This is a genomic window from Sulfuricurvum sp., assembly GCF_031427015.1.
In the GTDB taxonomy this organism is placed as follows: Bacteria; Campylobacterota; Campylobacteria; order Campylobacterales; family Sulfurimonadaceae; genus Sulfuricurvum.
Window position 1 is genome coordinate 1 of the sequence record NZ_JASJOW010000003.1, and the last position, 20,292, is coordinate 20,292.

Consider the following 20,292-nt stretch of genomic DNA (forward strand, 5'->3'; position numbering starts at 1 on the left):
TAATACTGCATCTTTCAGGTGTGGAAACGTAGGTCGCCGCCTGGCCTCAGATTTATACCTTCTTTACTAATACAAATCCCCTTTTTTAACTAAAATAACAACCTTTTACAACTACTCAAAATTAACCCCTTAGCATTGTTACTGTATACTTCCATTTATGAAACCAACACTTTATTTTCTCAGATCTTCTGAACAAAAAATACTTACCGATATGCTCCATTATGCGATGCGCTTAGACGACGTCAATAAATCACTCTCTGATATTCCTAAACTGACTATCTACAGCGAATTTTATGGCTATACCAGTAAAGACTTAGGTTTGTATGCTCTTGTTGATAATCAACTCGCAGGTGCCGTATGGATACGCCGTTTAAATGCTGATCACGGCTCAAACGGCTACATTGATGAGAATACCCCTATTTTGAATATTGCAGTACTTCCTGAGTTTCGAGGGAATGGGATAGGTTCTCTGATGATTGAACAGTTGTTTATAGAAGCAGGTGCTCTCTATGATCAAATTAGTCTCAGTGTTGTAGATGATTCACCCGCAGTTCATTTTTATGAGCGTCAGGGGTTTGTACGTCACGATAACGGCACAGCTGAACAAAGTTTTGTTGATGGCAAGAGTGTTATTACATTGATCAAAAAACTTCAAAAAGCGGAAATTGTACGCCCATCTGATGGATATGATCCAAGACGCTGGATGGATTAATTATACAAATAAAAATAGGTAAATGGAACATCCCATAAGTGAAGTAAGGGTTAATGCTCCAAATATCCATTTACCTATTTTTCGGTGCTTAGTGCTGTTTTCAATAGTACCGTTTTGATACGATTTATAGGTAGAAATAATCAAATAGATCCATCCTCCCACAGCCATGAGTGCAATCAAAATATGAATGACGAGAAATAGAAGAAGGAAATCATACGATAGTGGGCTTTGTTTCGCGTATTCTACAAATCCTCCGCTAAGCCGTACACCGATTTCAAAAATAAGTACCATCCCGATAGTCATAGCTAGTATAAAAAACTGACTTTGATAGTGGAGCTTGATGTTGTTTCGGATGGCTTGGTAAATGGAAAATCCTAATAAAAATGGAAGTATTGCAAAGTAAAGGGTAACAATATCCATGTACATTAGCGCTCTAGTACCCAAAATACCCGGTTCAAAAAACATTATCGCCCTTCGTGTTTATATGCGACATTATAGCAAGTGGAGGAGTGATTGTCATAAAGGGAAAGTAGAAAAGGGAGAAACAGTATGTCGGCAAAAAATGCCGACATGCGCTACTTAATTTTCGAAAGGAGCACCAGCGATCACTTTACGTGATACAGTGTATGGAATCAACGCAGCTGCGCGTGATTGTTTGATAGCGATTGTTACCATATCTTGGTGACGTTTGCAGTTTCCTGTCAAACGACGTGGCATGATTTTGTAACGCTCAGAGAGTGAATATTTCAATGAAGCTACATCTTTGTAGTCAATGAAATCAACTTTTTGTTCGCAGTATTTGCAATAACGTTTTTTGTATTTTCTTTTTTCTGACATGGTTCTATCCTTGTGCTTATTCTAAAACGGAATTTCGTCTTCGTTTATATCAATCTCTGGGAGATTGTTTTCCGGCATTCTTGCCGGTGCGGGTTTAGAATACGACGGTGGCGGTGTATAAGCTTTTTGAGCAGGAGCTTCATAGCCCCCGCCGTAATTGCTTCCGCCATCGCTATCTTCGTTATAACCGCCCTGAGAACCACCCTCACCACGTGAATCGAGCATTTGCATCGTTTCGACGATAACGGAGTGTTTAGAGCGCTTTTGGCCACTGGTTTGGTCAACCCATTGTTCAAAACTAAGTCGTCCTTCTACAAGGATTTTAGAACCCTTGCGAAGGTATTGGTTGGCTACTTCACCCGAGCGGCCGAAAAAAGTAATGTCGACAAAACATGTCTCCTCTTTTTTCTCGCCGTTTACCGTAAATTTACGGCTGGTTGCAATAGCGGTTTTGGCAATTGCCGAACCGTTTTGTGAATATCGAAGTTCGATATCTCGGGTAAGATTTCCAACCAAAATGACTTTGTTATACATAGGTTTTCCTTGTAATGACTTAAGAAGCTACTTCTTCTTTTTTCTCAGCAACAGCAGCAGTCGGAGCAGGTTTTTTGGTTTTTTCAACCATACCGTTCCAAGCTGCAATTTCACGTTTACTATCGTATTTCATTGTTACGAAACGCAAAATTTCTTCGTTGATACGAAAACGACGTTCAATTTCAGCAATCGCAGCAGGTGCAGATTTGTAATACATAACGTAGAAATAACCGCGAGCGTTTTTCTCGATCGGGTAAGCTAATTTTTTCATTCCCATTGCGTCGCGAGCAACGATCTCACCGCCGTTTGCAGTGATCACTTCTTCAACGAGAGCGATGGTGTTTTTAATCTCTTCTTCTGTAAGAGTAGGTTTTACGATTACTAAGTTTTCGTAATGTCTCATAGCGTATGTCTCCTTATGGTGTTCGCCCCTTATGGTTGTTATACAGCACGACAGTCGTGTTGCAAAGAGCAAGGAACGCGCGGATTATACTAAAAATCCGCTTAATTTAAGTTTTGGTTATAGTATAGACTGGAGTTTAAGAAGTGCGGAAAGAAGTAATGATTCTTGATCGGGACTTCCTGTTGATTTCATCTTTAGCTCGGTATCGAGGAGGAGATTTATCCCCCGTTTATACCCCTCTGGGGATATTTTGATCGAGAGGGCGGCACGCTCTTTTTCGACAAATCCCGGAAGTTTGTACCCCAGTACCAGAGCCGAATCGGCGACACCGTGAATTTTGATGGCGCTGTTAAAAAGATACAACTGTGTCAAAAATCCGCTGATAGCGGTGAGGAGCTGGATCTCGTTTTCTCCCGATTCGAGGAGGTGGCGCAGCGAGGGGAGGAACTCTTTTTTCTCGATAACACGAGCGATGAAATGGTCGAGTTTGATTTCACTGAGACCGAAGACGTGCTCGTCGATCTCTTTCATCCCGATCGGTTTTCCTAAGATGGAGAGTTTGGAGAGTTCGTTGCAGGCGAGGGCGAGGTCGTTGTTGTGGATGTCGAGGAGGTGAAATGCCGCTTGATTATCGAGTTGAACCCCTGCGTTTTGCGCTTCTTGCATCACGATGGCGCGTGCTTCGGCGGCAAAGGGGTGAAAGAAACGAACGGAACCCGTATGAGAGCCTTTGAACGCGGTATCGGCTCCTTTGACATCCTCACCGTAGTAACAGTAGATAAAGGTGTTATCACTGTTTTTCCCGACGAGTTCGACGAGGGTGTCGAGTTCGGCTTTGGGGAGCTTTTTTTCGTGTTTGACGATAAGGAGGTTTTGATCACCGAAAAGTGAGCCTTGGGAGAGGTGGGCTTTGGCGGTGTTAAAATCGTATTCGTCATGATAGAGGCTTAGAACTGATGCTCCCTCGATTTGGGAAAGTCGGTGGGCGTAGCGGTCGATCAGAAAATGGCTCTCGCCGAAGAGTGCCATTGCTCGTGGTGCTGAATTATTTTGGAGGTGACGGTCTAGCTCTTGTCTATTCATCCGTTTCCTTCTCTATCCGACTCACAAACGAGGCGGTAATTTTGGCGGTGGCGAGGTTGGCGGTTTCGATTTTGACGATGATGTCATCGAAGAGCATCAGACCAAATTGTGAGGAAATCTGTACTTTTGCCCCCGTGATGGTGTCGTGAATTTCGGCGATGAACGGCTCTTCGGCGCGCATGATACGGGCTTTGAACTCTTGTCCGATCACGGTGGCCGCCCAGCGGGCGAATTTGCGCTCTTGGAATCGGATCTCGATGTCGCTCGCTTCGCGCTCTTTTTCACTGATCGAGGTACAAAGAGACTCGATGTTGCGCAATACATACGATCCCTCTTCGGTATCTCCTGCGGCAATCGCTTTGAGGAGGCGGTGGACGATCAGATCGCTGTAACGGCGGATCGGAGAGGTAAAGTGGGTGTAGCGATCGAACCCGAGACCAAAGTGCCCCATATTGTACGGCGCGTAGCGTGCTTGCATCTGAGCGCGGATGATGAGGGTATCGACCTCGCTGATGAGATCGCGTCGCTCCGCTTCGGCTTGGATCGCCATGATCGTCTCTTTGATCGAACCTTGGGACTCGACGAAAATGCCGATACTCGCCAACTCGGTGTAGAGGCTTTGGAGCTTCATCGGGCTAGGGGATTCGTGGATACGAAACACTCCACGCTCGTACAATGATGCCGCCGCTTTGTTGGCGAGGAGCATACAATCTTCGATCAGAGCGTGCGACGGGGTCTCAACGGCAAATTCGGTGGAGACGATATTTTGCTCCTCGTCAATCCGCATTTCTAACTCGCTGGAGCGGAAGTTGTACCCTTTTTTCATCCGTTCTTCACGGAGTTTATAGGTTAGCTCGTTGAGTAGAGGGATGTAGGCTAAAACCTTGGTCTCTTTTTCGGTTTTGGCTTCGAGATTTCCTTCAAAAAAGGCATCGATCTCTTCATAGCTGAAGCGTCGGTGAGAGTGGATGATCGATTCATACAAGGTATGGGAATCCATCTCATAGGTTACGGGGTCAATGTGCATCTCAAACGTATAGGCGAGGCGATCAACGAGAGGCTGGAGCGAGCAGAGGGTTTCGCTCAGTTCACGCGGGAGCATCGGGATGGAGCGATGCGGAAGATAGATGGAGAAACTGCGGTAAATCGCTTCGGCATCGATCGCACCGAACGGGTGGACGTATTCGCTCACATCGGCGATGGCGACGTAGAGGGTGGAGGTTTCGGGGATGTAGCAGATCGCGTCATCGAAATCTTTGGCAGTGACGGGGTCGATGGTGCAAAACGGTAAATGGCGCAGATCACGGCGGTGGGGATAGAGCGAGGCATCGACCTCTTTGGGAAATTCGCGTGCCATGGCTAACACGTCATCTTCAAACGCATCGTGTTTGTTGTAGAGGGCGAGGACGATTTTCTCATCCACTTTAGGATCACTTAGGTTGCCCAGATAGGCGGCTATGGTTCCGCTTTGGTTGTTGATTTGATAGAGCGATCCCTCGGCTGTTTCGGGTAAATCGCTCAGAGCAAATCCTGCGGGATGATCGGTGCGGATGTCTTGGAGGCTCAAATAGCCGTTTTTCATCGTGACGACGGCGACGCTGAACGTTTCGCTTCGCCCTGCGATGACGACGACTTTTGCCTGTGGACCGCCCCGTTTTCCGAGTAAGCGTTGGGCAATGACTAAATCGCCGCTTTTCGCCCCCATAAGGTTATTGGTTTCGATAAAGTGGTCTCGGATACTCTCTCCCAATGTCTGAAGATATGCACCGCTCTCAGAAGCCAAAGAGACGATACCGGCGCGGTATTGAGACGCGAGCTGATATTTGTTCTCTTCATGCGTTAGAAGTTTTCGTGTAAGCCACTCATTAATGTGCTCACGTTCTTCGGGTGCAATATCTTGGTCATACAGACCGTGGGTAAGACGAATTAGGAGTGATTTCATAGAGTTATTATAGTCAATAAATACTTCTATGATAGAATAACTCCTCTAATTTTACAAAGGAACATACTAATGACACATGAAGCGATTTTAAACCAACTCGGATATGCCCCGAATGAAGCATTAAGCCTCCAACTCAGTCGAATCGAAGAGAATACTGAGGGGTATGAGAAAATTATCAAACATATTTTGGATTTGCACGAAGCGTTGAAAACGGATGAATCGTATGTGGCGATGTCGAACAGTAACGACTACTTTAAAATCAAGATCGATGCGACAAGTGAGATCAGCTCAAGTGACGCAATGGAAAAAATCAACCATTTCGCGGATAAATACAAAGTAAGTCTCCAAAAAGTAGACGGAAAACCGACCTACTATATCCTCGGATTTGCGGCGTAAATTTGTGTAATAGAACACCTATTGAGGTGTTCTATATCTTCAAAATAAGTTAACATTTAACACTTGACCCGTATGTTGCGTGTGTTAGATTGGTTTCCACTGAATAGTTAAGCAAGCAATTTTACTCGTTCCAAAATAAATTCAGCAACTTGTTTAGATTCAAAGATATTTGCATCTATGTAGCCGTCAATAGAAAATAAGCCCTCTATTAGTGTATTATCAAATCTAACAAACATAATTTGCTCGTCACCTTTTGATTTAATTATATCTCTTACAGCTCTCCATTCAAGTCCGCACCACTCTTTTTGTGCATATTCTTTCGAAAGGAAAACAACAATTAGCTTGGCATTGTTTCTATAAATGTTTTGTAGTAGTGTATCAACATTTGGACGAGCAAGTTGTGACTGATAGTCGAAGTCATAAAATAAACGATCATTATCTAGATTTTCTCGCAATATATTTGCTACTTCAGATACATAATCCCTTTTTTCTCCGGGGAAAGATAAAGCTACATCAAATTTTATATTTTCTACTTTTGATAAAGATTTATCTATTTTTTGAATAGTTGGTTCAATTAGTAGTTGCTCTAAAGCAAGTAATGATAATGCAAAAGGATCAATATCTATAACTCTAATTCCTTCTTTTTTGTGTGAGGTCATAGACAAATAATACAAAAGGTAATTTAGCCAAACAGCCAATGCATTACTATTTGTACTAACTATGGTTTTAGAAACTCCATCCGCTTCACTTTCTCGTATTTCATTAACAACTTTTGAATTAATAATTTCAGCTTCTCTTTTACTGAAAAGATGAGAGGCTCTTCTTGCCATTTTTAAAAATAAGTCACATGTATCGCCTTCAATTAAGCCGAACGCAGAGATTTGGGCACCACGGATTCCCCATTGAGGATTACTTTCTTTCAAATTTTCTATAAAATCTTCTGATGTGTGCTCTTCATTGATTTTTCCATAATATTGCCAAAGATTAATTGCATGATTAGGACTTTTAAATTTCATGTTACTAGTAGTAGATTGTGTTATCGTATAGGTACTAAATGTAATATCGTGAAATTTCTTTGCTTCAAAGTCAAAAGCATCAATTAGTCTTTTTATTTCGGTACTTTTTTTTCTTAGTGACATTTTTCTCTTTTCAGCTTTAGTTTAATGTGAGCAATCAAAAAGCCGTCCACGGGTTACATATTTTCAAACATTTTACACCGTTTTTCTTAAAATCATTTCTGTATACCGCTTCCTCTGCATATGAATATAGTGGGTCAAAATTTACCGATAGAGCGGTACGATATTCTTAGAAAAACATAGAAAAGCGAAACGGCTAATTATATGATCCCGTTCGCTATGAGCCAGTCGAAGGGTATGTAGTTCATGGTTCGACAGGCTCACCACGAACGGAAAAGTAGGTTATGCAAGAAGTCTATTTTATATCTATTGACACGAGCTATAGTTTGGTATATACTTGTAGTATATATCTTACGGAAAGGATCTGAGATGACAGTTATGGCAAAAGTGTTTCAAAATGGTCGTTCACAGGCTATTCGTATCCCAAAAGAGTTCCGCGTCGATACGAATGAAGTGTGCATTGATAAAATAGGCGATACACTGATTATTAAACCGAAAATAGAAAAAAAGTGGGACATATTTTTTGATGCTTTAGAGGATATTGATACTGAGGGATTTCTTGAGGATCGAGAGCAACTGCCTCTTCAAACGAGAGAGATATTTTAATGCTCTATATGCTCGATACCAACATTTGCAGCTATATTATCCGCAATAAGCCCCAGAATATCAAAGAAAAACTCAAATCCGTGGAAAAAGATCATACGATAGCTCTTTCGACTGTTGTCGTGTCTGAACTGATCTATGGCGCAAAGAAAAAGGGGGCTGAAAAGCTCTTTGATCTCGTCCTTTCCTTTATTGAGAATTTTCAGATCATGGATTTTGATAAAAACAGTGCATTGTCCTATGCTACTATACGGGTCGAGTTGGAAACTACCGGAAATATTATCGGTTCAAATGATCTGTTCATTGCCGCCCATGCCAAAGGGTGCGATGCGATATTGGTCACTAATAACACCAAAGAGTTTGAACGGGTTGAGGGGTTACGGTTGGAGAATTGGGTAAGTAACTGATTTTTTAATGAATAAGGCTTGAGAAGATGGATAAATTAGCTTCACAATCGAGTTGAATTTATACGTGCTTTTGGCACAAAAGAAGGGGGCTTTTGCCGCGATCAAAGTGCTAGCACTAAAATCTCAGCTAAAACCTCTTTCGTATACGTATCAGCAATTCCGAAATGTTTTGCATTTTCATAAGCGTTTTCAACGATTGTCCCTATTTCCGACTCATGGATACCACATTGTGACAGACGGATAGGGGTTCCGATCTTCTCAAACCAACTTTCCAATGTGTTGATCCCCTCCATAGCAGATGATTTAGCGAAAATAGTGTTGGCAAAACGGATAAACTGCTTTTCGTTGTGCGATACGTACCATTTCATCCACGCGGGCATTATGACGGAGAGTCCTGCACCGTGTGCGACGTTATAGAGTGCGGAGAGAGAGTGTTCAATCATGTGGTTAGGATAGCTATATCCCTCAACACCCAGATAGGTCGTGCCGTTGAGCGCTTGTGTCGCCGCCCATGCAAACTCGGAACGGGCGTTGTAATCATCAGGATCAGCCAACAGGATTTCGGTCGTTTTGATCACGGTATTGATATTGGCTTCGATGTAGGCGGCGATAATATCGGGATGATATGAAGCGGTGAAATATCCCTCGATCGAGTGCGCAATAACATCCGCCGCCGAATAAACCAGATACTCTTTGGAAACCGACTTTTGAAGTTCGGGATTGATGATTGATACTTTCGGATAGACGTGCGGTGAGGCGATAAAGAGCTTTTGTTGGGTTGTTTCGTTGGTTACAACAGCCGTTGAGTTCATCTCGCTTCCGGTTGCCGCGAGGGTAATGATGTCGAAAATAGGGAGCGCTTTTTCAATTTGGCTTTTAAACGTAAAAAAATCCCATACATCCCCCGCATAGAGTGCTCCTGCCGCGATGGCTTTGGAACTGTCCAGTACCGAACCGCCCCCGACACTGAGGATGGCTTCAACGCTGTGCGCTTTTGCAGATGCGATCCCCTCATAAACTTTTGAGAGGAGGGGGTTGCTGACAATTCCGCCGAGTTCGACGTATTCGATTCCGTTTTCTAAAAGGCTTGCCGTTACCGTGTCGAACAGCCCCTCTTTTTTGATCCGTTCGCTACCGTAAACAAGAAGGACTTTGTTTATCCCCTCCGCGGCAATGTGCTCTCCGATTTGTTTCTCTTTATCGTTGCCAAATTCGATTTTTGTTGGATTGTGAAAGGTAAAATTAACCATATTTGTATTCTCCTATTTTAGATTTTTTGTAAAAAATGATGCGAGCTTGTCAAAAGGAATTTTGTCGATTTTATCGTATAAATCTACATGATACGTATTCGGGATAATCATAAGCTCCTTCGGTTCGTTTGCCGCTTTATAGGCATCCTCGCTAAAATAACGAGAGTGCGCGTTTTCACCTGCGATAATCAAAACCGGACGCGGCGATATTTCTTTGATGTAGGTTAGTAATGGCATATTCATAAATGAGAATGCATTGGTTGCCGTCCATGCACCGTTTGAGTTAAGTGAACGAGGATGAAAACCTCGCGGAGTGCGGTAGTAATTGAAATAATCCACAACAAATTGAGGTTCGTTTCCTTGGAGTTTTTCCGGCAAAATGCGAGAGCCTAGCGTAGGGCTTCCTTTTTTGGCATCTTCGGTGCGTTGCAGGCTCATTTTCTCCAATATCTGTGTCCGCTCTTCAAGGGGGAGTTTGTCATAGTACCCTTTTGCCATAACTCTCGACATATCGTACATACTGGCAACCGCAACCGCTTTAATACGTTTGTCCACCGCAGTAGCGTTTAGTCCCATCCCTCCGAAACCGCATACACCGATAATACCGATCCGATTTTGGTCTATAAAGTGTTGAATGCTCAAGTAATCCACCGCCGCACTAAAATCTTCCGTATTGATTTCCGGTGAAGCTATGTTTCGTGGTTCACCGCCACTTTCACCGATGTACGAGGGATCAAACGCTATCGCTACAAATCCTCTCTCCGCCATCGTTTGTGCATACAATCCCGAAGATTGTTCTTTGACCGCACCAAACGGGCCGCTTATAGCGAGTGCTGGCAAAGGCTTATTTGCCCGATTCTTCGGTAAATACAAATCTCCAAGCAATGTGATCCCGTAACGATTTTTGAACGTTACTTTTTTATGATCGACTTTATCACTTTTAGGGAAAACTTTATCCCATTTTGTTGTCATACTGGGTGTTTTGTTGCTCGATGCAAAAACATTTGAACCGCTAGCCAATGCCAATCCAATACCTGCCAAGGCCCCGGTTTTCATAAATACTCTTCTTGATGGATCTTTTGAGGGGTGCATTTTATGCCTCCTTGTCTATATTTTCTGAGGTCATTATAAATGGATTGTGTAATCATCACTAGCACATTCGTTGCTGCTTCTTGCCTAATTCTACAAATAGAGATAAAATAGCAAAAAAAGGGGGAGAAATGAATCCGGAATCGTTGAACCATAGCCATCAAGAACTGAAACGCCATATCTCCTCCCGATACGACGGTGAGAGCTACATTCAAACTAACATGAAGCCGTTAAGTTTTTTTGTTCATACCGAGCCGACGGATATGCTATCGATCCTTTATGAACCTTCATTGTGCGTGATCGTCCAAGGCTCAAAAGCGGTTGGTGTCGATAATGATCTTTTCAGCTATGATCCTGATACCTATCTCCTTGCTTCGGTGCATACTCCGGCACGTATTTGCATTACGGAGGCATCGAGTGAACGTCCCTATATGGGGCTGACGATTACTTTTTCGATGGAGCAGATTTTCGATGTCCTGAAAGAGATTGATCAAACGGAGAAACGGCTTGTGCGGACAGAACGGAGACTCTATTTCGGTACGATGGAAGATAAATTGCTCAATCCTATTCTAAGACTGGTTCGGTTACTGGATACACCCGAAGACATTGCGGTACTTTCGCCTTTGATTATCAAAGAGATTTTGTATTTGATCATGCGCACTGAGGGGGGAGATTTTATACGGCAGTATGTTATGGATGGCAGTTCGGCGCAACAAGTCGTTAAAGCGATTGCCCACATAAAAGAAAATTTTTCTGAAATGCTAAATATTTCAGAGCTTGCTAAATCAATCGGAATGAGCGAATCGTCACTCTATTCGAGTTTTAAGAAGATTACGGCTCTGAGCCCTTTGCAATTTCAAAAAACGCTACGATTGCAGGAAGCCCGCCGTAGATTGATGATATGGGATAGGGAAGTTTCTCAGATTGCTTTTGAGGTAGGCTACGAAAGCCCATCCCAGTTTAGCAGGGAGTACTCGCGAATGTACGGAATTTCCCCGAAAGCCGATGCAAAGCGTATGCGCATCGTGACACACAATAAAGGATGATTGAATTTCATGATATATTCTTTATTTATTGATCATATTAAGGGCAAAATTTGGAGCAATGCGGCTCATCATTTTAAGCGCATTACTCTGTCCAGGCCTGATCTCTAGCGTACCGCTACCCATTTTTTTGATTGCTATTTTGGCGAGTTGAGACACAGGCATAACTACCATCTTATCTTTTTCGCTTTGTTCAAACTCGTCTAATAAAGGCGTTTCAGTAATTGCAGGCATTAATTCAATAACTTTTACATGGCTATTTTTTAGCTGAATACGCAATGATTTTGTAAACGAATGCAATGCCGCCTTGGTGGCAGAATATACAGGAATACTGGAAAACGGTACAAACGCCAACGCAGAACTGACATTAACGATGGCGGCAGTTTTTTGTCGCTTTAAAAGGGGTAAAAACTGGTTGCACATATAGATAACACCGCTGAGATTGGTGTTGATCTCTTGGGTCAGATGGATGAAATCGTTTTCATCATGCATATTGATTTTTTTCGAAATACCCGCATTGTTAATCAGGATATTTAGATGAGGAAATGACTTTGAAACCATCTCATACAGTGCCGTTATCTCCTGCGGATCGGCAACATCGCTTTTAAAGATATGAATGTTTTTTAACTCTTTTTTTACTTTTTCTAGTTTTTCACTATTACGTCCCGTAATAATGACAGTATTTTTTTCACAAAGTTGTCGTGCTAGTTCATAGCCGATACCGCTTGTGCCGCCTGTGATGAGAATCGTATTGTTTGTCATATGCATAGTAGTTCCTTTAATCTTGGACTTTGAAAGCGGTCAATAATGCGTCTGACATAACTAAATAGGATGTCATATACGACAGCTCAAATATTGCTTTATCGGACATATTTAGAGCTCTTAATTCGTCAATATCAGTGCTGTTTACTGCCGTCGGTTTATTGGCAACTTTCAGAGCGAAGAGCAAAAGCGCTTTATATTTTTCATCCAAAGGGGCGGTTGATGGGTCTTTTACCATTGTGATGAGTTCATCGTGTGTCATACCGAAATTGTTGATAAGCATTCCGGCGTTAAATCCTAAACAGTACTCACACTCTTTGGCTTCAGAGACCAAATAACGCAAAACCGTTTCAAACTTTTGTGTTTCCATATCTTTCGCAAAACTTGTTTTAATCCCTTCCCAATGGTGTTGTAACCCATCAGGTAATAAACTCCACATTTTCAAGCCCGCAGGAACAGCACCAAACATTCCTTTAATCTCATCATACGTTGCTTTGACTACACCTGTAGCATCATTTTCTTCTACAATATTCAATAAACACATTGGGTATCCTTTTATTATTAGACTAATCAGTACAAAAATGTACACCTCAAATTTACGCGAGCACTTTCATTGTCATATTAATGTACTAATCAGTACAAAAATAGTGAAATAAAAAGAGCACCTCAAAAACCCATTTTTTGGATTTTAGAGCTACTCTAATAACTCTCTTAAATTTTCTCTCAAATCATCGATCAACTCTTGCGAGGCTCCTGCTTGGATTGTGACGACCATTCCGTTCAAAGCATTTATATATCTTCCCGCAATAATCTTTGCCTCTTTTTGTTGAGATATTTCTCCCCTCTCTTGCGCTTCTTTGACAAATCGCTCACACTCTTCAAGTAAGAAATGAAGACCAACCCCTATCTGATGACTCAGAGCACTGTGACGGTTATAGCACTCTTTACCGGAGTTCATAAGCAAACACCCTTTTATCTTTCCGGTCTCTTTGAGTTCGTTAATCATCCCCTCGCTCAGTGCTAAAAGTGCCGCTTTAGGTCCAACTTCATTTTTAAGGGTTTCAAAATAGGTTAACAGTGTTTTTCCATAAAGATCCAAGCAACGAGAAAAAAGATCCTCTTTGTTTTTAAAAGTGTGGTAAAAACTACTTTTTTTGATTCCCATCGTTATGAGAAGCTCATCGAGACTGGAGTTTTCATACCCATGTTCCCAAAAATAGTTCATAGCTAGTGCTAATACTTCATCTTCATCAAATGATTTCGGTCTGCCTACTGTTGTTCTCATGATGTAATTGTAGACTAGTTAGTACATAATGTCAAGTGCTATGTTATAAATCATCTTGGAGTTTCTAGGATATTATTCGATATGCGTATGAATAAGGATGATTGAATGAGCCAAAACGAACCCATGACCCCGCGAGGGTATGATGAACTTTTACGGGAGTTTAAATACCTCAAAGATGTCGAAAAACCTCGTGTCAATGTTGAAAAACAGCGTGCGGCAGAGCTTGGGGATCGAAGCGAAAATGCCGAATATCATGCGGCGAAGGAGAAACTTCGCCATATAGATAAACGCCTTTTTTATCTCAACTCGATGATTCAAAAAGCTCAAATGATCGATCCCTCATTACTCGATCACTCCCGCGCCCATTTCGGTGCTACGATCACGATACTGGATGTGAACACGGATGAGGAATTTTCCTATAGTATTTGCGGAACGTTAGAAAGTGAGCCTGAAAACGGATTGATTTCCGTTCATTCACCGCTCGCACGTGCAATGCTGGGGAAAGAGGAGGGGGATGAGTTTAGTGTTCATCTCCCCAGCGGAAAAAAGAGCTACGAAGTGAGTGCAATTACCTATATTGATATCTTTTCCCTCAAAAAAAATATCCGCAGTGAAAAAGATTTCGGGTTTAAATAACACTGCTTTAAGATGGATGAATATTCCCCTTTGATATAATCGCGTTACTATTACTATTTTAAGGAATTTGCCGTGAGCACTCCCCTTCCAGATATCGAAAAAGTTCTAAAACAGCATAAACTTTCACTCGGAGATTATGATCACATCAAAAAAATCCTCGGACGTGAACCAAATCTCGTTGAAATCGGAATTTTTTCGGCAATGTGGAGTGAGCACTGTAGTTACAAATCCTCTAAAAAACATTTGAGTGGGTTCCCGACGAAAGCACCATGGGTTATCCAAGGGCCGGGTGAAAATGCGGGGGTTATCGATATCGGCGGCGGATATGCGGCAGTTTTCAAAATGGAGAGCCATAACCATCCGAGTTTTATCGAACCGTATCAAGGGGCGGCGACGGGAGTCGGCGGGATCATGCGTGACGTATTCACCATGGGAGCGCGTCCTATCGCCAACCTCAATGCACTCCGCTTCGGAAATGTATTAAACAAAGACGACATCAGTGCTCATCAGCGCTATTTGGTGCGCGGTGTCGTATCGGGTATCGGCGGATACGGTAACTGTATGGGGGTTCCGACGATCGGCGGTGAGACGAGTTTCGATGAGTGTTATAACGGAAATATTCTTGTTAATGCGTTTACTCTCGGACTCGCTAAAAGCGATGAGATTTTCTACGGAAAAGCGGAGGGGATCGGCAATCCGGTTATCTATGTCGGATCTAAAACAGGGCGCGACGGTCTCGGCGGTGCGGTGATGAGTTCGGATAGCTTTACCGAAGCGTCCAAAGGGCTTCGTCCTACGGTACAAGTAGGTGACCCGTTTACCGAAAAACTCCTTCTCGAAGCGTGTTTAGAACTTTTCAAAACCGATTATGTCGTCGGGATTCAGGATATGGGAGCGGCAGGACTAACGTCGAGCTCATTCGAGATGGCAGGACGCTCAGGCAGCGGAATGATTATGCACCTCGATAAAGTTCCTGCTCGCGAAGAGGGGATGATGCCCTATGAGTTTATGCTCTCCGAATCGCAAGAGCGTATGCTTATTTGTGCGCGTAAAGGGACAGAACAAGCGATTATCGATATTTTCGAAAAATGGGATCTTGATTGTGCGGTTATCGGTGAAGTAACGGCGACGGGGAATATGGAGCTTTTCTGGCACGGTGAAAAATGTGCGGAAGTTCCTGTCGATCCTGTAAGCGAAGAGGCTCCGATCTTGGATCGCCCTATGTCACGACCTTCGTACCTCGATGACATCGCAAAAGTTTCTTTGAACGATTTTGATGCGGTAGAAAATCAAGCGGCATTTGAAAAATTGATTAGCTCAATGGAAGTGGTCGATAAGCATTGGATTTATCAGCAATACGATTCAATGGTACAAACCAATACGGTCAAAAAAGGGGGTGAACTCGATGCTTCTGTTATCCGTATCAAAGAAAACGGCGTAGCCTTGGCGATGAGTGCCGACTGTAACGTTCGTTACTGCTACATCGATCCGAAAGCGGGAGCGGCGGCGGCGGTTATCGAGAGCGGTCGTAACGTCGCGATGAGCGGTGCAACCCCGAAAGCGATCACCGACTGTCTCAACTACGGAAACCCTGAGAATCCTGAAGTAATGTGGCAGTTCGGCCAAGGGTGTTTGGGGATTAAAGAGGCGTGTGCCGAATTGAACACACCGGTTATCGGTGGGAATGTATCGCTTTATAATGAAACCAACGGTAAATCGGTATTCCCAACCCCATCGATCGCGATGGTAGGGGTGAATGAAGATCAAAATAAAGTATTGATGTCTGCGTTCCAAAAAGAGGGAAATGCATTGTACCTTGTCGGTGAAAGCCGCTCGGAATTCGGCGGATCACTCTACATGAAAGAGCTTTACAACGTCGTAGCGGGAACTATTCCTGCTATCGATTACGATAAAGAGCGTGCATTATGGAACCTCGTTATTGAAGCGAATAAAAAAGGGCTTCTCTCAGCGGCAAAAGATTGTAGCTCGGGCGGTGTTGCGATAGCATTGGCAAAAATGGCGTGTGTAAGTGATAAAGGGGTACAAGCGACAATTTCTGTAACCGATTCTCGTGATATTTTTGCTGAGAGTATGTCTCGCGCCATTATCGAAGTCGCACCTGAAAACTGCGCTGCATTTGAAGCAATGGTTGGTGCGTTAGCATGTATGAAAATCGGTAGCGTAGGTGGAAAAGAGTTTGCGGTAAATGATGTGAAAATGGATCTTGCCGAGATGCAAAATGTCTATTACGGTACGTTCCAAAAAGTGATCGAGGGGGATCTTTAAGATCTTTTTTGAACGCCAACGGAGCAAAAGCCCCGCTTGGCTACGCTAACGCTGAGTTCTCTTCAGCAGAGAGCTCACGCGCAGTATTCCGCGCTATTTTTCTCCATTAAGATTTTGTTACTCTTTTAATCTCTCAATTTTTGCGCCCAATGCGCGTAATTTTCCTTCTAAGTCTTCATATCCGCGATCGAGATGGTAGATACGGTGGACATTCGTGGTTCCCTCTGCTGCCATAGCGGCAAGTACGAGTGCGCTTGAAGCACGTAGATCAGTTGCCATGACATCGGCACCTGCAAGGCTGCACGGCCCGATTACGGTGGCGGTATGACCGCTGAGTTTGATCTCGGCACCCAAACGTTGTAATTCACTGACGTGCATAAAGCGGTTTTCGAATAAGCGCTCTTCGATGGTGCTGGCTCCCTTGGCAATCGTAGCAAGAGCCAAGAATTGTGCCTGCATATCGGTTGGGAATGCCGGATACTCTTGGGTGATAATATCGACATGTTTGAGCTCGGTTGCGGGATGAATCGTCATCGTATTATCAGTGCATTCGACGCGGCATCCCATCTGCTCTAATTTTGCCGTAACGGCATCGAGGTGATCGGGACGTACGCGCTCTAGTGTAATGGTAGAATTGGTGATAGCACCGGCACAGAGATAGGTTCCTGCTTCGATACGATCAGGGATAACTTCAAAATCAACCATATCGATGGTTTTTCCGCCCGTTCCGATGATAGTAAGTTCTGATGTACCGATTCCGGTAATATCAATACCGCTATCGCGAAGGATTTCGCACAGTTGTACCACTTCAGGCTCTTTTGCGCAGTTGACGAGAACGGTTTTACCGTGAGCCAGTGCTGCCGCCATAACGATGTTAGCGGTTCCGGTAACGGTGATTTTATCGAAGATGATATGGGCACCTTTGAGACCTTCCGGTGCTACCGCGTGGACGTATCCGGCATGGATGGTAATCTGTGCACCCATTTGCTCTAGTGCTTTAAGATGAAGGTCGATTGGGCGCTGACCGATAGCGCATCCGCCAGGAAGAGAGACTTCACAATGTCCAAAACGGGCAAGGAGCGGTCCAAGGACGAGAATAGAGGCGCGCATCGTTTTAACGATATCGTAGTTTGCCATCGTATGACTGACGGTAGAGGTATCAACATTGAGAGTGTGGTTTTCCAATGAGCAGCTTGCTCCAAGGTTTTGGAGAAGTTTTAGCAGGGTTTTGATATCGGCAACTTCAGGCATGTTGGTGACTTTTAGCGGATTATGAGCTAAGAGTGCCAAGGTAATAAGTGGTAATGCGGCATTTTTTGCGCCGGAGATGGTGACGGTACCGCTAAGTTTAGTCGGCCCTTGAATTCGTAAATAGTCCATTAAATTCCCACAAGTATAAAAGTTTGATATTATAAGTCAACATAGGTTAAAATTATCAAAATATAGCGATACTCGAAGGAGAAAATGTGAGTTCGGCACTCGATCGTCTGAAAAACCTGACGGCACAGATCTCCAGCTACGAGTTAGAACGCAAAAGCAACCTCAAATCACTCGAAGAACTGTACCGAAAATTGGGGATTGATACCAAAGTCGGAGAGTTTGATGCGCTGTTTGAGTTTAAAGCGATTAACCTCTCGGGATTATCGCTAGGCGATGAGGATTTAGGCACCGTTAAAGAGGGAAAATACGCTCAAGTTATCGCTATTATTTACGATAAAGAGGCTAAAGTCAAAAATAAAAATATCTCACTGGCCTATTACGGACGTGCCGAAAAACTGAGTGCACCCTTGAAGAGAGATATAATCACGTTTGTATTGGGGTGGCGTTTTGAGAAAAGCTTCCGTACGTTAGAACACTATCATAATCTAATGGCAACACTTAAATCTTACCCGAGCGAGTAGAACGTGATTTTTCTGGATACGGAAACGACAGGGTTAGAGGTCAAAGACAGAATCTGCGCTTTGGGGATTATTGAGGGGGAGTCAACCCATTTCGAGTTGATCAATCCCGGAAAAAAAATCCCTCCCGCCGCTTCGGCAATCCATCAGATCACGAATGAGATGGTGAGTGATGCTCCCTCATTTTCCCAATCCTTTAGTGCCGAGAAACTCAAAAGCCTCAATACTCCTGAGAATATTTTGGTGTCGCATAATGCCCCGTTTGAACTTGCAATGTTGGAAAAAGAGGGGGTGACATGGCAGGGGAGCGTTATCGATACCCTCAAATGTTCCAAATCGCTGATGGATGATTTGGAGGGGTATAGCTTGCAGTTTTTACGGTATGAGCTGAGACTTTATCGTGAGGAGGGGAGGGTGTTTCAAGAACATGGGGTATCACTCGTTCCTCATCATGCCCTGAGTGATGCGCTCCATACGAAAATGGTATTAGAGTATCTTCTCGATTTGGCGGATGTTGAGAAGCTGATAGAGATATCCAAAAGCCATGTTCTCCTGAGCCGTCTGCCGTTTGGGAAATACGCCAAAAAAAGGATCGAAGAGATCGCCCTCAAAGACCCCGCCTATCTGAAGTGGATGGTAGAGAGTCTGATGGATATGGATGAGGATCTTCGCTACAGTATCGAGCACTATTTATGAGGCTGATTTTTTCTCTATAGGTAATACGATGGTAAAACATACACCATCCTTTGTGTTGTGAACCAGCAATAAACCGTCCATATGATTTTCAATAATTTTTTTAGCCATATACAGCCCTATACCTGTCCCTTTTCCCTCCGGTTTAGTTGTAAAATAGGGGTCAAAAATACTGGGGAGAATATCCGGCGGTATACCCCCTCCATTGTCTGAAACTGAAATTTCAGCACTATTTTTTTTATTTTTTACATGAATCTTGATTTTAGGAATTTTGGGTTTATTACTCATAATTGCATCTCGCGCATTACTGAGCAAATTAAAAATGACTTGCGAAAATTCATTTTTATAGCCATAAATGAAAATATCTTTAGGAATTAAAATTTCACACTCAATGGAGCTGTTTCTTATCCCCTGTTTCAGAATATTTTTGGTATTTTCAATACTTTTATTGAGGGAAAACATTTTTTTATCTTTATCAGGATTGAAAAAATTACGAAAATCATCGATAGTGTTCGACATATAATGAATTTGTTCCATGGCTTTGGAAGAGACTGTTTCGATGTAACTCTGGTTTAGTTCTCCGAATCGGTAGGCTTCATTCAAATCCTGAATAATCAACCCGAGCGAATTAATCGGCTGACGCCATTGATGGGCTATATTTCCGATCATCTCTCCCAGCGCTGCTAAACGAGATTGTTGGGTTAAAATAGCTTGCTGCTCTTTAATCTCTTGCTCTAGCCAGTATTCTTTTGTAATGTCACGTGCAATCCCGACTAGTCCCATTAGTTCTCCACGAGAGTTGAATAAGGGATGTTTGGTTGTTAGCAATAAGACATCGTCTCCTTTAGAGTTTTTAACCCACTCTTCATTCGTTGTCGATTCAACTTTGCTAAAGATCAAGGTATCTCGTTGACGAAATCCTAAGGCGTATTCCATTGGAAAGAGTTCAAAATCGTCTTTTCCAAGAAATTCGGCTTCGCTCTTATCGAAAAATTTTGCACAGCTTTGATTACATCCGATATATTTGAAATTTAGATCTTTATAAAAAATCAGATCATGAATGGATTCGGTTACACTGTGAAGAAGATCGTGCCCTTTTTTAATCTCTTTGATTGCCTCTGTCAACTCTTTTGAATTTACTTCAAGAAAACGGTGAAGGATTGCACTGTGATCATCAAAATCTTGGTAACTTTCATTAATTAGATTAAGAAATTTTTGAAACTGAGGATCAGTAGAACTGTTTCCCCACTCTTTTCCAAAACATTTTTTGAGTTGTATTTCGAGGAGCTTATGCATT

The 20,292-nt window shown here is 43.0% G+C and carries 23 protein-coding genes; 9 read left to right on the forward strand and 14 right to left on the reverse strand.

The window, feature by feature from the left end; translation table 11 throughout:
- Window positions 1-157 precede the first annotated feature (157 nt).
- Window positions 158-712, forward strand: a complete 555-nt coding sequence (locus tag RMO68_RS05270; protein WP_310439669.1) for a GNAT family N-acetyltransferase — start codon at window positions 158-160, stop codon at window positions 710-712.
- Here RMO68_RS05270 and RMO68_RS05275 read toward each other — a convergent pair whose 3' ends face one another.
- From RMO68_RS05275 to RMO68_RS05300, 6 genes are all read right to left on the reverse strand, one after another.
- Complete coding sequence (locus RMO68_RS05275; protein WP_310439670.1) at window positions 713-1,177, reverse strand: DUF420 domain-containing protein; 465 nt, start codon at window positions 1,175-1,177, stop codon at window positions 713-715.
- Between the two features lie 114 nt (window positions 1,178-1,291).
- Window positions 1,292-1,549 (reverse strand): 30S ribosomal protein S18, encoded by a 258-nt coding sequence (gene rpsR / locus RMO68_RS05280; RefSeq protein ID WP_310439671.1) that lies wholly within the window; start codon window positions 1,547-1,549, stop codon window positions 1,292-1,294.
- A 21-nt stretch (window positions 1,550-1,570) separates the two neighbouring features.
- Window positions 1,571-2,083, reverse strand: a complete 513-nt coding sequence (locus tag RMO68_RS05285; RefSeq protein ID WP_310439672.1) for a single-stranded DNA-binding protein — start codon at window positions 2,081-2,083, stop codon at window positions 1,571-1,573.
- A gap of 19 nt (window positions 2,084-2,102) precedes the next feature.
- Window positions 2,103-2,486 carry a 30S ribosomal protein S6 gene (gene rpsF / locus RMO68_RS05290; protein ID WP_295013249.1) on the reverse strand — a complete coding sequence of 128 codons (384 nt, stop codon included), beginning with the start codon at window positions 2,484-2,486 and terminating at the stop codon, window positions 2,103-2,105.
- A gap of 117 nt (window positions 2,487-2,603) precedes the next feature.
- Window positions 2,604-3,569: a DNA polymerase III subunit delta gene (holA, locus tag RMO68_RS05295; protein WP_310439673.1), complete on the reverse strand. Its 966-nt coding sequence runs from the start codon at window positions 3,567-3,569 to the stop codon at window positions 2,604-2,606.
- Window positions 3,562-5,511: a ribonuclease R gene (locus RMO68_RS05300; RefSeq protein WP_310439674.1), complete on the reverse strand. Its 1,950-nt coding sequence runs from the start codon at window positions 5,509-5,511 to the stop codon at window positions 3,562-3,564. Before RMO68_RS05300 ends, holA begins: the two co-directional genes overlap by 8 nt.
- 69 nt (window positions 5,512-5,580) lie before the next feature.
- On the opposite strand from RMO68_RS05300, the gene RMO68_RS05305 reads away from it, so the two are divergent.
- Window positions 5,581-5,907, forward strand: coding sequence for a hypothetical protein (locus RMO68_RS05305; RefSeq protein WP_310439675.1), 327 nt, complete (start codon window positions 5,581-5,583; stop codon window positions 5,905-5,907).
- Between the two features lie 107 nt (window positions 5,908-6,014).
- Here RMO68_RS05305 and RMO68_RS05310 read toward each other — a convergent pair whose 3' ends face one another.
- Window positions 6,015-7,046 carry a toll/interleukin-1 receptor domain-containing protein gene (locus tag RMO68_RS05310; protein WP_310439676.1) on the reverse strand — a complete coding sequence of 344 codons (1,032 nt, stop codon included), beginning with the start codon at window positions 7,044-7,046 and terminating at the stop codon, window positions 6,015-6,017.
- Between the two features lie 366 nt (window positions 7,047-7,412).
- Between RMO68_RS05310 and RMO68_RS05315 the strand changes: the two genes are divergently transcribed.
- Together RMO68_RS05315 and RMO68_RS05320 are read left to right on the forward strand one after the other, a co-directional pair.
- Complete coding sequence (locus tag RMO68_RS05315) at window positions 7,413-7,649, forward strand: type II toxin-antitoxin system VapB family antitoxin (protein ID WP_310439677.1); 237 nt, start codon at window positions 7,413-7,415, stop codon at window positions 7,647-7,649.
- Window positions 7,649-8,053 carry a type II toxin-antitoxin system tRNA(fMet)-specific endonuclease VapC gene (locus tag RMO68_RS05320; RefSeq protein ID WP_310439678.1) on the forward strand — a complete coding sequence of 135 codons (405 nt, stop codon included), beginning with the start codon at window positions 7,649-7,651 and terminating at the stop codon, window positions 8,051-8,053. Before RMO68_RS05315 ends, RMO68_RS05320 begins: the two co-directional genes overlap by 1 nt.
- A gap of 101 nt (window positions 8,054-8,154) precedes the next feature.
- Here the strand turns inward: RMO68_RS05320 and RMO68_RS05325 are convergent, their stop codons facing one another.
- A complete protein-coding gene (locus RMO68_RS05325; protein WP_310439679.1) occupies window positions 8,155-9,303 on the reverse strand; it encodes an iron-containing alcohol dehydrogenase in 1,149 nt (382 codons plus the stop codon).
- Between the two features lie 12 nt (window positions 9,304-9,315).
- Window positions 9,316-10,359 (reverse strand): alpha/beta hydrolase, encoded by a 1,044-nt coding sequence (locus RMO68_RS05330; protein WP_310439680.1) that lies wholly within the window; start codon window positions 10,357-10,359, stop codon window positions 9,316-9,318.
- A 164-nt stretch (window positions 10,360-10,523) separates the two neighbouring features.
- Between RMO68_RS05330 and RMO68_RS05335 the strand changes: the two genes are divergently transcribed.
- Window positions 10,524-11,438: an AraC family transcriptional regulator gene (locus tag RMO68_RS05335; protein WP_310439681.1), complete on the forward strand. Its 915-nt coding sequence runs from the start codon at window positions 10,524-10,526 to the stop codon at window positions 11,436-11,438.
- A 21-nt stretch (window positions 11,439-11,459) separates the two neighbouring features.
- Here the strand turns inward: RMO68_RS05335 and RMO68_RS05340 are convergent, their stop codons facing one another.
- From RMO68_RS05340 to RMO68_RS05350, 3 genes are all read right to left on the reverse strand, one after another.
- A complete protein-coding gene (locus RMO68_RS05340) occupies window positions 11,460-12,203 on the reverse strand; it encodes an SDR family oxidoreductase (protein WP_310439682.1) in 744 nt (247 codons plus the stop codon).
- Between the two features lie 10 nt (window positions 12,204-12,213).
- Entirely contained in the window at window positions 12,214-12,741 is a 528-nt protein-coding gene (locus RMO68_RS05345) for a hypothetical protein (RefSeq protein WP_310439683.1), read from the reverse strand.
- A gap of 150 nt (window positions 12,742-12,891) precedes the next feature.
- Window positions 12,892-13,482: a TetR/AcrR family transcriptional regulator gene (locus tag RMO68_RS05350; protein ID WP_310439684.1), complete on the reverse strand. Its 591-nt coding sequence runs from the start codon at window positions 13,480-13,482 to the stop codon at window positions 12,892-12,894.
- A gap of 105 nt (window positions 13,483-13,587) precedes the next feature.
- On the opposite strand from RMO68_RS05350, the gene greA reads away from it, so the two are divergent.
- The gene (greA, locus tag RMO68_RS05355) at window positions 13,588-14,118 is read left to right on the forward strand and encodes a transcription elongation factor GreA (RefSeq protein ID WP_310439685.1); all 531 of its coding nucleotides are present in this window, start codon (window positions 13,588-13,590) and stop codon (window positions 14,116-14,118) included.
- 72 nt (window positions 14,119-14,190) lie between these two features.
- Window positions 14,191-16,404: a phosphoribosylformylglycinamidine synthase subunit PurL gene (gene purL / locus RMO68_RS05360; protein WP_310439686.1), complete on the forward strand. Its 2,214-nt coding sequence runs from the start codon at window positions 14,191-14,193 to the stop codon at window positions 16,402-16,404.
- 117 nt (window positions 16,405-16,521) lie between these two features.
- Here the strand turns inward: purL and murA are convergent, their stop codons facing one another.
- Window positions 16,522-17,784, reverse strand: a complete 1,263-nt coding sequence (gene murA / locus RMO68_RS05365; RefSeq protein ID WP_310439687.1) for a UDP-N-acetylglucosamine 1-carboxyvinyltransferase — start codon at window positions 17,782-17,784, stop codon at window positions 16,522-16,524.
- Window positions 17,785-17,870: 86 nt separating this feature from the next.
- Here murA and RMO68_RS05370 point away from each other — a divergent pair, with 86 nt between their 5' ends.
- Both RMO68_RS05370 and RMO68_RS05375 read left to right on the forward strand, forming a co-directional pair.
- Complete coding sequence (locus RMO68_RS05370; protein WP_310439688.1) at window positions 17,871-18,305, forward strand: hypothetical protein; 435 nt, start codon at window positions 17,871-17,873, stop codon at window positions 18,303-18,305.
- A gap of 3 nt (window positions 18,306-18,308) precedes the next feature.
- Window positions 18,309-18,998, forward strand: coding sequence for an exonuclease domain-containing protein (locus RMO68_RS05375; protein ID WP_310439689.1), 690 nt, complete (start codon window positions 18,309-18,311; stop codon window positions 18,996-18,998).
- On the opposite strand, the gene RMO68_RS05380 is transcribed toward RMO68_RS05375, so the two are convergent.
- Window positions 18,993-20,291, reverse strand: a complete 1,299-nt coding sequence (locus RMO68_RS05380) for an ATP-binding protein (protein ID WP_310439690.1) — start codon at window positions 20,289-20,291, stop codon at window positions 18,993-18,995. The genes RMO68_RS05375 and RMO68_RS05380 overlap by 6 nt on opposite strands.
- Window position 20,292 lies beyond the last annotated feature (1 nt).